Origin of the sequence: Anaerozeibacter quisquiliarum, assembly GCF_051162045.1 — a bacterium.
In the GTDB taxonomy this organism is placed as follows: Bacteria; Bacillota; Clostridia; order Christensenellales; family Aristaeellaceae; genus Anaerozeibacter; species Anaerozeibacter quisquiliarum.
On record NZ_JBISDI010000027.1, the window covers coordinates 21,419 to 34,274 of the forward strand.

10 protein-coding genes, 4 tRNA genes, 1 pseudogene and 1 riboswitch are annotated in these 12,856 nt (G+C 64.4%); of the genes and pseudogenes, 5 read left to right on the forward strand and 10 right to left on the reverse strand.

All coding sequences use genetic code 11. The features are described from left to right. Positions 1–134 precede the first annotated feature (134 nt). On the reverse strand, positions 135–1,175 hold the full coding sequence (locus tag ACH6CV_RS12400; RefSeq protein WP_456358520.1) for a bifunctional transcriptional activator/DNA repair enzyme AdaA: 1,041 nt from the start codon (positions 1,173–1,175) through the stop codon (positions 135–137). Positions 1,176–1,331: 156 nt separating this feature from the next. On the opposite strand from ACH6CV_RS12400, the gene ACH6CV_RS12405 reads away from it, so the two are divergent. Together ACH6CV_RS12405 and ACH6CV_RS12410 are read left to right on the forward strand one after the other, a co-directional pair. Beyond that, on the forward strand, positions 1,332–2,123 hold the full coding sequence (locus tag ACH6CV_RS12405) for a discoidin domain-containing protein (RefSeq protein WP_456358521.1): 792 nt from the start codon (positions 1,332–1,334) through the stop codon (positions 2,121–2,123). A 30-nt stretch (positions 2,124–2,153) separates the two neighbouring features. Beyond that, positions 2,154–3,323, forward strand: a complete 1,170-nt coding sequence (locus ACH6CV_RS12410) for an iron-containing alcohol dehydrogenase (protein WP_456358522.1) — start codon at positions 2,154–2,156, stop codon at positions 3,321–3,323. A gap of 224 nt (positions 3,324–3,547) precedes the next feature. Here the strand turns inward: ACH6CV_RS12410 and ACH6CV_RS12415 are convergent. The 8 genes and pseudogenes from ACH6CV_RS12415 to ACH6CV_RS12450 form a co-directional block, all read right to left on the reverse strand. Continuing rightward, positions 3,548–3,817: pseudogene (locus ACH6CV_RS12415) on the reverse strand (GNAT family N-acetyltransferase); the annotation flags it as partial. A gap of 112 nt (positions 3,818–3,929) precedes the next feature. After that, positions 3,930–4,006: transfer RNA gene (locus tag ACH6CV_RS12420), tRNA-Asp, on the reverse strand. Between the two features lie 3 nt (positions 4,007–4,009). Then, positions 4,010–4,086 (reverse strand) — tRNA-Ile (locus ACH6CV_RS12425). 60 nt (positions 4,087–4,146) lie between these two features. Then, a tRNA-Glu gene (locus tag ACH6CV_RS12430) sits at positions 4,147–4,221 on the reverse strand. 20 nt (positions 4,222–4,241) lie between these two features. Then, a tRNA-Pro gene (locus ACH6CV_RS12435) sits at positions 4,242–4,318 on the reverse strand. Between the two features lie 77 nt (positions 4,319–4,395). Then, positions 4,396–5,784: an MATE family efflux transporter gene (locus ACH6CV_RS12440; protein ID WP_456358523.1), complete on the reverse strand. Its 1,389-nt coding sequence runs from the start codon at positions 5,782–5,784 to the stop codon at positions 4,396–4,398. 27 nt (positions 5,785–5,811) lie between these two features. Then, entirely contained in the window at positions 5,812–7,692 is a 1,881-nt protein-coding gene (locus tag ACH6CV_RS12445; RefSeq protein WP_456358524.1) for a hypothetical protein, read from the reverse strand. Next, positions 7,689–8,825 (reverse strand): THUMP domain-containing class I SAM-dependent RNA methyltransferase, encoded by a 1,137-nt coding sequence (locus ACH6CV_RS12450; protein WP_456358525.1) that lies wholly within the window; start codon positions 8,823–8,825, stop codon positions 7,689–7,691. The genes ACH6CV_RS12445 and ACH6CV_RS12450 overlap by 4 nt, the downstream gene beginning before the upstream one ends. 208 nt (positions 8,826–9,033) lie before the next feature. After that, positions 9,034–9,214: riboswitch (Lysine riboswitch) on the forward strand. 83 nt (positions 9,215–9,297) lie between these two features. Here ACH6CV_RS12450 and ACH6CV_RS12455 point away from each other — a divergent pair. From ACH6CV_RS12455 to ACH6CV_RS12465, 3 genes are all read left to right on the forward strand, one after another. Continuing rightward, positions 9,298–10,095 carry a transporter substrate-binding domain-containing protein gene (locus ACH6CV_RS12455; protein ID WP_456358526.1) on the forward strand — a complete coding sequence of 266 codons (798 nt, stop codon included), beginning with the start codon at positions 9,298–9,300 and terminating at the stop codon, positions 10,093–10,095. A gap of 358 nt (positions 10,096–10,453) precedes the next feature. Next, positions 10,454–11,245, forward strand: a complete 792-nt coding sequence (locus tag ACH6CV_RS12460; RefSeq protein WP_456358527.1) for an amino acid ABC transporter permease — start codon at positions 10,454–10,456, stop codon at positions 11,243–11,245. Further along, complete coding sequence (locus ACH6CV_RS12465) at positions 11,229–11,963, forward strand: amino acid ABC transporter ATP-binding protein (protein WP_456358528.1); 735 nt, start codon at positions 11,229–11,231, stop codon at positions 11,961–11,963. Before ACH6CV_RS12460 ends, ACH6CV_RS12465 begins: the two co-directional genes overlap by 17 nt. A 16-nt stretch (positions 11,964–11,979) precedes the next feature. Here the strand turns inward: ACH6CV_RS12465 and ACH6CV_RS12470 are convergent, their stop codons facing one another. Next, positions 11,980–12,546 (reverse strand): hypothetical protein, encoded by a 567-nt coding sequence (locus tag ACH6CV_RS12470; RefSeq protein WP_456358529.1) that lies wholly within the window; start codon positions 12,544–12,546, stop codon positions 11,980–11,982. Between the last annotated feature and the right edge of the window lie 310 nt (positions 12,547–12,856).

The window sequence follows — 12,856 nt, forward strand, 5'->3', positions numbered from 1 at the left end:
AGGGCCGCATGGCGCTGCCGGTGCTGCGCGCCGACTTTGGCGACGCGCAGCCGCCGAGCGAGGCGAGGGCGCCGCTCGCGTTTCACCCGTCGGCCGACGAGGTGGCCGAGATGGGCGGCTGCACGGGATTCGCTTTACTTTTCGAGCACATTTTTATAGGTCTGCTCCAGCGCCAGCAATGTCTTCTTGATTTCCAGGCCGCCGGCATAGCCGATCAGCGCGCCGTTTGAGCCGACGACGCGGTGGCAGGGTATCACGATCATTATGGGATTTTTGTTGTTGGCCATCCCCACCGCGCGGCTTGCGCCGGGGTTGCCGATCCTCTGCGCCACCTGTTTGTAGCTGCGCGTCTCCCCGTAGGGAATGAACCCGAGGGCCTCCCATACCGATTGCTGAAAGGCCGTTCCGCCCGGACGCAGCGGCAGGTCGAACCGCCGCCGCTTCCCGGCAAAGTATTCTTCCAGTTGCCTGGCCGCCTGATCGGTCAACGCGTTCGCCGCCTGCTTGCCGCGTGGGTTCGCCATGTGTTCGAATTGTACCGCGCATATGGCGCCCGAGTCCGACGCGATCATCATGCGGCCTAGCATGGTTTCATAGGTGCGGTAGACCTGATCGGCGTGCGTCCCGGACGACCGCTGCATCCGCCGGTATTCGCCGGGGGCCATCTGCGCGTGCTTTCTGAAAAAGCCGTAGAACGCCGACGCGCTGTCATACCCGAGATGAAGCGCGATGTCCGCGATCGATTCGTCGCCGGCTGCGAGTCTCGCCTTTGCCTCCTGTATCCGCAACCCGTCGGCGTATTCCTTGGGCGTGAGCTTGTACCGCGCCCGGAAGATTTCCGCCATCCGGTGCTGCGTGACGCCGATCTTGGAGAATGCCTCCGCCAGGGCATCCTCGTCATGATGGCAACGGTCGATGGCCTGCTTGACGCGCTCGGCCGTCTCCGCCACGGGTTCGTAGCGGATCAAGTCGGGACGGCAGCGCTTGCAGGGCCTGTACCCGGCGTCAACGGCTTGCTGCGCCGTGTCGAAATACGCCACGTTCGATTGAAGCGGCGGCTTCGACTTGCAGGACGGGCGGCAAAAGATGCCGGTTGATTTCACCGCATAGAAGAAACACCCGTCAAAGGACCGATCGTTTTCGGTGACCGCCTTCCACTTGACCTCGCTGTCCATCGACTCTGTTCACCGCCTTTGCACCATATATTATAGCAGAATCGGCCCCCAAAATCTTTCTGTTTGCGTACATTCAATTGTCCTTGCCCCGGCGGCGCGTTTGTGTTACGATACAGGCATAAGGGTCCATATACTACCAAAAGGAGAGGGATTTTTGTGAAGAAGTGCGTAGGGCTCATACTGGCGCTTTTGCTGATCTGTCTGCCCGCGCTGGCCGCCGAATCGGCTCCGGTCGAGTTGCCGGACGGCGCGCGCGACTTGCTGCGCCTGTTTGCGGGCGCGACGGACGAAGTGCTGCCGTTTGACGGGTCGGCAGGCGATGGGAATTTGACGGTCGAAGTCGCCCTGTCGTCGGTGGCGGCGGATGGGGATGCCGTGATGGTGGAACTGTCGAGCTACCAAGCAGAGGAAGGCGGCTACCCGCAGAACTTCATCGGCAACGCGCGGGCGCGGCTGGAGGTCGATTCCGAGGCCCGTTTCGGCGCGCGGATCGTCGCCTGGGAGATGCTTGAGCCGCCGGTTTTCGACGCCGCCACCGCCACGGCGCAACTGCGCGACATGGACGGCAACAACTACGACGCGGCCAACGCGATCGACGGCAAGCCCGAGACCTGCTGGGCCTATCCCGCCTCGGGATCGGGCGCGGCGCTGACCCTGACCGCGAGCGCGCCGCAGACGGTGCGCGGCCTGGAGGTCACGCCGGGCTACGCCAAATCAGCCTACGCGTTCGAGGGCAACCTTCGCGTCAAGCAGCTGACGGTCACGCTGTCCGGCGGCGAGGAATTCATTTTCGACCTGGCCGACGTCGGCAAGGACGATTTCGACGGCCGCTACGTGCTGGCGTTTGACGGCGCATACACGGCCGATGCGGTCACGCTGGAGGTGACCGACACCTACGCGGGCGCGCGGTTTGACGACGTGTGCATCAGCGAGGTTTTGATGTTCTGACACCGGCCCACAGAATAATGGAGGTAGATGATGAACAACTTTGAATTCTTTAACCCCACTCGCATCGTGTTCGGGCGCGGCGCGCAGGCGAAGACCGGCGCGCTGGTCAAGCAGTTTGGGCGCAAGGTGCTGCTGCACTACGGCGGCGGTTCGATCATGCGCACGGGCGTGTACGGCCAGGTAATCGACTCGCTCAAGGCCGAGGGCGTCGACTACGTCGAGTTGGGCGGCGTGAAGCCCAATCCGCGGCTCTCGCTCGTGCGCGAGGGGATCGAGCTGTGCAAGCGCGAGGGCATCGACTTCATCCTGGCCGTGGGCGGCGGCAGCACCATTGACTCGGCCAAGGGCATCGCGGCGGGCGTGCTGTACGACGGCGACATCTGGGAAGCCTACATGAACCCCGAGAAGACGCCCACGCGGGCGCTGCCGCTCGGCGTGGTGCTGACCATCCCGGCGGCCGGTTCCGAGTCGTCCGTGGGCTCGGTGGTCACCGACGAGGCCAATCAGCTCAAGCGCGCGATCAACAGCGAGTGCCTGATCCCGCGGTTCGCGATCATGAACCCCGAGTACACGTTTACGCTGCCCGCGTACCAGACGGCCTGCGGCGCGAGCGACATCCTGGCGCACATGATGGAGCGCTATTTTACGAGGGTCGACCACGTCGACCTGACGGACCGGCTGATCGAGGGCGCGATGCGCACGCTGATTAACTACGCGCCGGTCGCGCAGGCGCAGCCCGAGAATTACGACGCGCGCGCCGAGGTGATGTGGACGGGCACGATCGCACACAACAACCTGCTGGACACCGGGCGCATCGGCGACTGGGCCAGCCACGATATTGAGCACGAGCTCAGCGGCCAGTACGACATCGCGCACGGCGCGGGGCTGGCGATCGTGTTCCCGGCGTGGATGCGCTACGTGTACAGGGACGATGTGGCCCGGTTTGTGCAGTATGCGCAGCGCGTGTGGGACGTCGACCTGTCGAGCGCCGATCCGGACGCCATCGTGATGGAGATGATCCGGCGGCTGGAGGCGTGGTATAAGCGGCTGGGTCTGCCGGTGCGCCTGAGCGACGCCGGGATCGGCGAGGAGCATCTGCGGCTGATGGCCGACCGCTGCCTGCTGGGCCGTGAAGCCGTGGGCAATTTCCGGCGATTGAAGGCGGACGACGTATACGAGATTTATAAGATTGCAAGGTAAGGCAGAGCGATTCCCCGCGTGAGCGCCGAAGGGGATCCCCAAGGGGCGGAGCCTCTGGCGTTCCTCCGCGCCGCCGCATGGGTCCCCTGGCGATAGGACCGTACCGCCGAGTCCAGGCAACGGCGGCGCGGCGTCCCCGATGTTCTGAAAGCTACGGCGCTGCCCGATGGGCAGCGCCGTAGCTTTCAGAACGAGTCCGTTCCTGTTCCGTAAACCGCGAACCCCTACACGCCCGGCTCCACAAAATGCTCGCCGTAGCGCTTCCAATACCCCCTATAAACCGACCGGTTGCCCTCGTCAAAATTCATCTGATACATCCTGAACGTCACAGAGATGTCCTTCGGCTGCCACTGCTCGACGTAGGAATAGCGATACACCATTCCGAGCTTTTTCATGACCGCGCCGCTGCGCGGGTTGTTCACGTCATGGGTGGCGGTGATGAAGGGGAGTCCCGCGCGCCTGATCCGCTCCACAACCGCCGCCGCGGCTTCGGATCATCGGTCCGTCCCCCATGTGCCGCAGCGCATTTCACGCCGCGCCGACGGTATTTCACCTGCCTGGAAGGGCAGATTTCATCGAAAAAAGCGGGTCGGCGACCCGCTTTTTTGGCGATCCGGAAGGGGCTCGAACCCTCGACCTCCAGCGTGACAGGCTGGCATTCTAACCAACTGAACTACCGGACCATGTGGTGGGCCTTCAGGGACTTGAACCCCGGACCAATCGGTTATGAGCCGACCGCTCTGACCAACTGAGCTAAAGGCCCATGCGCGCCGGGATATGTCCCCCGGGGGGACAGCGCACCGGGCGATGCCGGTGCGCTGAGTGGTGACCTCTAGGGGACTCGAACCCCTGTTACCGCCGTGAAAGGGCGGTGTCTTAACCGCTTGACCAAGAGGCCGAATATCGCGCGCCGGACGCTGGTCGGGGTGACAGGATTTGAACCTGCGACCCCATGCTCCCAAAGCACGTGCGCTACCGAGCTGCGCTACACCCCGTGGGATCGTCAAGCGACGCGGTTTATTATAGCATCATGGGGTATGACCGTCAAGGGGGGAGATGGAAATTTTACACGTCAACCCTCTTTCGCGACCAGGTTGTGGATCCATTTGCCGCTTCGCAGGCGCCTTATGCAGATGACGTCCTTGATGACTTCCTCGATGCGGGTCAGGAGAAAGACCCAGTGGATCGGCCAGTTGAGCCCCGGGCCGGCCAGGAAGACCATCGGGATGCCGACCAGCCACACCGGCAGTATGTCCACGATCATCGCGTACTTCACGTCGCCGCCCGCGCGCAGGATGCCCACGATCAGCAGGCTGGCCAGCGCCTGCACCCAGGTAAAGCCGACGTAGGTGTTAATCAGTGTGTGCGTCGCCGCCGCGGTCTCGGGGGGCACCGGGAACAGAGCGATCACCGTAGGCCCCACGAGCATCGCCACCAGGCCCGTCAACAGCCCCAGGCCCACCCCCAGCACCAGCATGCGCCGGGCGATCAGCTCGGCCTCCTTGTTGCGGCCCGCGCCGATCGCCATGCCGATCATCACCGCGCAGGCGTGCGTCGCGCCGCGCAGCGCGATCGAGACCAGCTGCTCGATGTTATTCAAGATGCTGATCGACGCGACCGTGCCCTCGCCCATCATGCCGTAGGCGATCGAGTACATGACCATGCCCAGCGACCAGGCGGCCTCGTTGACCATCGTGGGCAGCACCACGCGGAAGAAGCGCCTGGCGTCCTCGCGCGTGCCCGATACGAGGTCCGCAAGCTTCGCGGCGTTGGCGAAGTTCATCTTATAGCCCCCGACGACCAGCAGAAGAAGCTCCACCGCGCAGCCCATCACGGTGGCGATCGCGCCTCCGGTTACGCCCAGCCGCGGGAACCCCAGCTTGCCGAAGATCAGCAGCGCGTTGAAGGTCATGTTGGTCAGGATGGCGGCAAACGAGCCGTACATCGGCAGCTTCACCTGCTCGGTCGATTTCAAGACCGCCGACTGCACCATCGACATCGCCTGGATCAGGTAGGCGAAACCCACCACGCGCAGGTATTCCACGCCCGCGGCCAGCGCGTCATCGGCGCCCCCGCTTTGGATCAGCACGCGCATCATCTGCTCGGGGATGAATATGGCCGCCAGCGCGAACGGCAGCGCCACGCATCCGGCCGTCAGCATGCCCAGCCCCAGCGTCTTGTGGATGCCCGGAAGATCGCGCGCGCCCCAGTACTGCGCGGTGAACACCGACGCGCCGCTGACCACGCCGAACATGGTCACCTGCATGAAGAAGGTGATCCGGTTGGCCTGCGTCACCCCGGCCAGCGCGCTTTGACCCAGCTGGCCGATCATCAGGTTGTCCACGATGAACATGAAGGAGGCCACCAGCGCCTGCAGCAGCACCGGCAGCGCCAAGCGCACCACGGCGCCCGTGAATTCACGATCCCAGACAAAGATTCCCCGATCCAGCTTCTTCCGCATGACTTAGCTCCTGTTTTTCGTCGTGTTTCAGCCCTTGCTCGGGGGAATGACCGGGAACTGCGCGATGCGCAAATCCGAATCGCCGTAGGGCGTGAGCGCGATCACCTGCGGCGCGCCGTCCGCCTGCGGCTCGACCGGCGGTTGCTGGCAGCTCGCGCCGCCCATCGCCCACTCGTCCGTGCGCGCGGCCTTGACCAATACCCTAACGTCCCGGACGCCTTGCTTGAACGCGCGCGCCGGCCCGCCGCCGGTTATCGCCTTCATCGGCTCGTCTTCGATCAGCGCCCAGTTCCACGGCGTATCGCCGGTAAGGTTCAGGCACATCAGCAGCGGGCCCAGCTCGACCGCGCCGGACCTACGCGCCCAGCGCGTCAGGCGCGGGCGCATCGGCAGATCCATCTCGAGGCTTTCCTCACCAATCCAGCGCCGCCGGACGCAGGCAATCTCGCCGCCGCGCATCTGCATCAGCTCGCCGTCGGGCAGCGTCAGGATCGCCTGCTCCGCCCAGCCGGGGATGCGCAGGTACAGCGGGAATTCGCATGGCTGCTTGACCGTCACGCGCAAAGCGACCTGGCCGCCAAACGGGTAGTCGCCCGAGACGTCCACGCGCACGCGCTCGCCGCCGGCCACAAACGACACCGTGCAGGGCGCGTAGCCCACCGCGGCCAGCCCATCGTCGCCGGTGGCGTACCACAGGCTGGATGCCAGCTGTGCGAAGCCGCCCTCGGACAGACCGATCGGTCGCTCGCTCATGCACAGCGCGTCGTTCGGCGCGTTGTAGAACGGGCGCGGGGATAGGCTGACGTCGACCTGGTCGGCTTGTTGCAGACGCTGGCTGCACCGTCCGTCCCGAGACCAGGCCGCGGGCAACGCGTTGTAGGAGAGCTTCTCGAGCACGTCGGCCATCTCCCAGCCGAACTCATCGCCCGTGCCGATCAGCGCGGATAGCGACACCATCGTCTCGCAGACCGCGTCGAGGTTCACGCCCTGCGCCGGGTTCGCGCCTGCCAGGTGGTCGTCGCCCGTGTACATACCCAGCGCCACGCCGTGCTGCTTCATCAGTTTCGACCAGCCCACCTTGAACGCGCTGACCTCCTTGAAGCCGCTCTTGACCAGGTTAATCATGCCCGGCGTCTTGAGCCCGAACGCCAGATCGACCGCATGGGTCAGATGGTACTCGCGGCCGTTGACCTTCTGATCGACGCCGCTGAACTCGCCCTCGGCCTTGAGCCCCGCCTCAAGCGCCGGCCAGGGCCGGTACTTGGCGGTCGGGCGGATGTGGGGGAAGATGTGCAGTTCGTCGGTCCAGTCGAGCGACTGCGCGCGGATCAGGTCGCACAGCTTCCGCAGATACGGCTGGCCGGTCAGGTTGTACAGAAACAGCACCGATTGCAGGTTTTCGCCCGCGCGCGCGGCGGCATGCCCCATAAGCGGCAGCGAAGGCAGCGTTTGCAGCTGGAAGCGGAAGAAGCGATCCATGCATTTGAGCGCTTCACGGTCGGCGGTGGCGGTGAAGTGCCTTTGCAGCACGCGCAGCATCATCAGCTTGGGCCACCAATCCGCAAGCCCCGCCGGGCCGAAGTCGCCCGACTCGGTCTGGCTGCGCAGCGTCCAGTCGACGAACCGCCGAACCAGCGCGACGAGCGCCTCGTCGCCGGTCACATACGCCAGCCCCACCAGCCCGGCCAGCGCCTCGCTGGCGGAGGTTGCGTCGTCCCGCGTCCCACCCAGCCAGCTGGACGAGCCGTCCGCGCCGGGGAAGCGGGCGGTCAGCGTCTCGCGCGCCGCGCGCGCCTGGATGGACAGCTGCTCCTCGAGCCAGCCCGCCGGCTTTACCGCGCCCAGCGGCAGCGGCGCGAAGCGGTTGGGGGGCAGGGGGGTTCTGTTGAATATGGCGCGTCCGATCATGGCCTTTCTCCTCCGCGTCCGTTATAGGTCATCAGCTCGCATTCGATCCGGCCGTTGTACAGCCGCCGGCGCTTGTCGGCCCGCCGGCCGAAGGCCTTCTCAAAGCCGGTGTCGGCGGTCAGCGCCGCCATCGACCAGCCGCTTGACCGGCGCATCAATTCGCCCAGTTGGCGCGCCACCGCCTGCGCCGCGCGCCGGTCGCCCAGCCGCTCGCCGTAGGGCGGGTTGGTCAGCACCGCGCCGCCGCCGGGCGGCAGGCGCAAATCGCGTACGTCCTTCTTTTCGAGCGAAACCCGCCCGGCCAGTCCGGCCTGAACCAGGTGCCGCCGCGCAAGCTCGAGCGCCTGCGCGTCGATGTCGCTGCCCGACAGACGGAGCGGGCGCTTCGCGCCTTCCGCAAACCGCTCGGCCGCCTCGCCGCGCGCCGTTTGGACCGCGTGCGCGTCCATCGCGGGCCAGGCTTCGCAGTCGAATGAGCGCATGAGCCCCGGCGCGCGGTCGAGCGCGATGAACGCCGCCTCGATCAGCAGCGTGCCCGTGCCGCAGCAGGGGTCGTGCAGCAAAGTGTTCGGCCGCCAGGGCGACCACAGCGCCACGGCCGCGGCCAGCGTCTCGCGCAGCGGCGCTTCGCCGTTTAAGGTGCGGTAGCCGCGCCGGGAAAGCGCCGCGCCCGACATGTTGAGCCCCACGGTCACCTCGTCCTTGAGGATGCCGATGTCGATCTCGTGCGGCGCGCCCGACTCGCCGAGCCAATTCAGCCCGCGCCTTTCCTGCATGCGCCGCGCCACCGCCTTCTTGGCGATCGACTGGCAGTCGGACGGGCTCATCAGCTGCGACCGCGCGCAATGCGCCTTGACCGGCAACTGCGCGTCGTCCGGCAACACGTCCTCCCAGTTAAGCGCGCGTATGCCCTCGAACAGCTCGTCGAACGTGCGCGCCGGGAACCTGCCCATTTGCAGCAGCACCCGGTCGGCGGTGCGCAGCCACAGGTTGGCGCGAAGGGCAAGCGCGAGGTCGCCCTCGAACAGCACCCCGCCGGTGGGCAGCGGCGTGACGCCGAGCGCGCCCAGGCGTGTGAGATCCTGCTTGATGAGCCCCTCGAGGCCGAACGCACCCTTGGCGATAAATTGCATGGTAACCCTCCAAGACGGAATACAAGTATTTCATTATAGAGGGAGCAAAGGTCGTTTGTCGAGCATGATCGTGCTAATTTTTGCGGGCGCGCCGGCATGCGGCAAAACTGCATGGGCCGATCCGAAATCTTGCATTTTAACGCAATTTCCGCGCGAATGAGCTTGCCATTTGTGGAGAGCGGGGTTATAATTCGACCGTTGAAAACCGAATCGAGATAGAGGCGCGAAGTTCATGAGTAGGGTGCCCGAGCCGCTCAAGCGGCGCGGACGGTGCGTGAAAGGGGATTTTGCCGAAGCGCGGGCTGGGCTTGAGCGGCCATGCGCTGGGTAGACGGAGAACATCCGGCTAACTTTCACATCTTATCATGATGTGGGGCGCTATCGGTTGACCGGCCTCAGTTGGGCATAGACGGTCGAAGCGAACGCTTCGGCCGTTTTTGGTCACTCACTTCGAATTTAAGGAGGGTTTCCCGTGAAGAAGTTCGTGTCGATCCTGCTGCTCGTCCTGCTGCTGTTCTCGTCATCCGCGCTGGCCGCGGAAAAACTGCGCGTGGGCATGGAGTGCGACTACACCCCGTTCAACTGGACGCAGTCCGATCCGTCCGAGCAGGCGGTGCCGCTCGAGGGCGGCGGCTACGCCGACGGCTACGACGTGCGTATCGCGAAAAAAATCGCCGAGGCCCTGGGCCGGGAGCTCGAGATCGTCAAGACGGTCTGGGACGGGCTGGTGCCGGCGCTGACCTCGGGTAAGATCGACCTGATCGTCGCGGGCATGAGCCCCACCGAGGAGCGCAAGGCCACGATCGACTTTTCCGACCGGTACTACCTGAGCGACTTGGTGATCGTGGTGCGTAAGGACAGCGCCGTCGCCGCGGCCACCGCGCTGACCGGCTTCTCGGGCGCGCGGATCACCGGCCAGCAGAATACCGTACACTACACGGTGATCGACCAGATCGAAGGCGTTAACAAGATGATCGCGATGGAGAGCTTCCCGGCCATGATCGTGGCGCTCAAGGCCGGCGGGATAGACGGCTACGTATCCGAGCGCCCGGGCGCGCTGGCGGCGGTCGCAGCCAACCCCGAGTTGGGGTTCGTAAGCTTTGACGAGGGCAGCGGCTTCGCGGCTTCGGAGGATGAGCGCTCGATCGCCGTGGGCATCGCCAAGGGCAGCGCGCTGACCGAGGAAGTCAACCGCGCGCTTAAAGGCATCACCGAGGAAGAGCGCCAGCAGATCATGATGGACGCCGCCGCGGCGAGTCCGCTGGCCTAGGTAAGCGCTGATTAAAGCACGCGTGCTGTGGCGCGCTGAATTTGCGTCAGATTGCGCTTGCAAAATCTGAAGGCGTAGCGGCGCTACGTCGAGGATTTTTGAGGCGCAAGATGGCGCAAAGGCAGCCGCCACCGCGCGTGGGATTTGATCGGCGGTTACCGGGGTAAGCGCTGATTGATTCCGGTTCGGTCGGGCTGCGGCCCTTCCTCTGTCGGCATCGCATTCACGCCCTTCGTACACGCCGGCGGGCGCGTCCCCGGGAGGGCCGCAGCCCTCCCGGACCCACCCGGGGAGCCTCCCCGTGCTCCGACGAGAAAAATTGGGCGCGTCAAGCGCCCCTCATGCGGGAGTTGATCGGATGCCCACGACGTTTTTTGGCTGGGTGTGGCTGCTGCTCGAGAAGTACGGCCTCTTGTTCTTGCAGGGAGCGGGCGTCACGCTGACAGTGGCGCTGACGGGTACGGTGCTGGGGTTTGCGCTGGGGCTGATCGTGGCGATCGCGCGCGATATGCAGCCCTCGCCCGGCGCGGGGCTGCTGCCGCGCGCCGCGCTCCGGCTGCTCAAGGCGCTGCTCGGCATATACATCGAGGTGTTTCGCGGCACACCCATGATGGTGCAGGCCATGGTAATCTACTACGGCGCGATGCAGTATCTGGGGCTGAACATGCCCTACCTGCCGGCGGGCATCCTGATCGTGTCGATCAATACCGCGGCCTACATGGCCGAGATCGTCCGCGGCGGCATCATCTCGGTGGACGCGGGGCAGACCGAGGCCGCGCGCTCGATCGGCATGAGCCACTGGCAGACGATGACGAGCGTCGTATTGCCGCAGGCGGTGCGCAACATCATGCCCTCGATCGGCAACGAGTTCGTGGTCAACATCAAGGACTCGTCGGTGCTCAACGTGATCTCGGTCAGCGAGCTGTTCTTCCAGACCAAGTCGGCCTCGGGCACCTACTTCCGCTTCTTCGAGGCGTTCTTTATCGCGGGCGTGATCTACCTCGTAATGACGCTGACCGTCACGCGCCTCTTGCGCCTGCTTGAAAAGAAGATGGACGGGCCCGACACCTACCGCGTGCACGGCTCCCAGTCGGACAGCCGATCGGTGATCGTGATGGAGAGGGGGAACGCAAGTGGAACGGGTGCTTGAGGTGCGCCATCTGCGCAAGGCGTTCGGCGACAACGAGGTGCTGTCGGACATCGACTTCGAGGCGCACAAGGGCGAGGTCATCTGCATCATCGGCGCGTCGGGTTCGGGCAAGTCCACGCTGTTGCGCTGCATCAACCTGCTCGAGACGCCCAGCGGCGGAGAAATCCTCTATCGGGGCAGCGACATCCGCGCGCGCTCGTTCGCGCTTTCCGCCTACCACGCCAAGGTGGGCATGGTGTTCCAGCAGTTCAACCTGTTCGGCAACATGACCGTGCTCGAAAACTGCGTGGTGGGGCAGATGAAGGTGCTAAAGCGCGGCCGCGCCGAGAGCGAGAAAAACGCGCGCAAGCACCTGGCCTCCGTCGGCATGGAGGTTTATGTGGACGCCCGGCCGCATCAGATCTCGGGCGGGCAGAAGCAGCGCGTGGCGATCGCGCGCGCGCTGTCGATGGACCCCGAGGTGCTGCTGTTCGACGAGCCTACCTCGGCGCTCGACCCCGAGATGGTGGGCGAGGTGCTCTCCGTCATGAAGGACCTGGCCCAGAGCGGGCTTACGATGCTGGTGGTGACCCACGAAATGGCGTTTGCCCAGGGCGTGGCCGACCGCGTGGTGTTCATGGACGGCGGCGTCATCGTGGAGCAGGGCCCGCCGGGCAAGATATTCACCGCCCCCGCGCAGCCGCGCACCCGGGAATTTTTGAAGCGCGTGCTCGCCTGAATCGCCGATCTGCGCATCAGGCGAGCGGGGAAGGGAAGCCGGACGGGTTCCCTTCCCCGCTTTTCCTCAATTTCCGATTTCTCAGTCCCACGGCGCAGAGCGTCACGACATAGACGAACCATACGATTGCGCCCAGAATCGATATGAAATCCCAGCGTCCGCCTTCAGGCGCTATTTTGTCACGGCGCACCCTATACGAATTGATCCGATAGTAATCGTCGCCCGTGACGAGTACGCTGTCGACATTCGACGTGCTCGTCACATATTGCAGATTGTATTTTGAAAACAGCTGTCCTTTTTGCAGAACCGCGACATAGATCCGATTCCCCAGATCATGAAGAGCCACATCGTATGTTGCGATGATCGAGAACTGGGTGCGCAGTGATGTGAGCTCGCCGATGCGCTCAATTTTGACATCGTCTTGCGCGGCGATGGCCTCGGCTACGGCGCCGGCGATATCCTGTTCGGACAGCGTGTAGGTGCCCAACTGCAGGATTGTCGGCAGCAGAATGGCGACAACCAACAGCACGTTTAACAGTACGTTTGCGAAACGCCTTATCCGGTTCGTTCCCGCCTTACACATAGAACACACTTTCCTTTAAACAATATGCGTCGGGTATGGGCGCTTTATTGTACGATTTTCCAAAGAAAGCAACCCAGGCGGGAGCCCGTTCGCTCACTTCTCACACATTATACACAAACAGGCAATCATCAGTCAACACGGCGAGCTGCAACGTCAATACCAATCAACGCGCTTTTTGCCTCTTTAGGGGAAGGGCGTTGACCGCCTCTGTGACTGAGTCCGTTGCCTGATGCGCAATGCCGCGCGCGTCGCCTCCGTCGCGCATGGAATCCGCCCCATCGAAGCGCCAATATTCTGGGGCGGCCTGAAT

Coding starts and splice junctions, on each gene's coding strand:
- ACH6CV_RS12400 (WP_456358520.1), bottom strand. CDS start 1,175: ATGGACAGCGAGGTCAAGTGGAAGGCGGTCACCGAAAACGATCGGTCC.
- ACH6CV_RS12470 (WP_456358529.1), bottom strand. CDS start 12,546: ATGTGTAAGGCGGGAACGAACCGGATAAGGCGTTTCGCAAACGTACTG.
- ACH6CV_RS12445 (WP_456358524.1), bottom strand. CDS start 7,692: ATGATCGGACGCGCCATATTCAACAGAACCCCCCTGCCCCCCAACCGC.
- ACH6CV_RS12450 (WP_456358525.1), bottom strand. CDS start 8,825: ATGCAATTTATCGCCAAGGGTGCGTTCGGCCTCGAGGGGCTCATCAAG.
- ACH6CV_RS12460 (WP_456358527.1), top strand. CDS start 10,454: ATGCCCACGACGTTTTTTGGCTGGGTGTGGCTGCTGCTCGAGAAGTAC.
- ACH6CV_RS12440 (WP_456358523.1), bottom strand. CDS start 5,784: ATGCGGAAGAAGCTGGATCGGGGAATCTTTGTCTGGGATCGTGAATTC.
- ACH6CV_RS12410 (WP_456358522.1), top strand. CDS start 2,154: ATGAACAACTTTGAATTCTTTAACCCCACTCGCATCGTGTTCGGGCGC.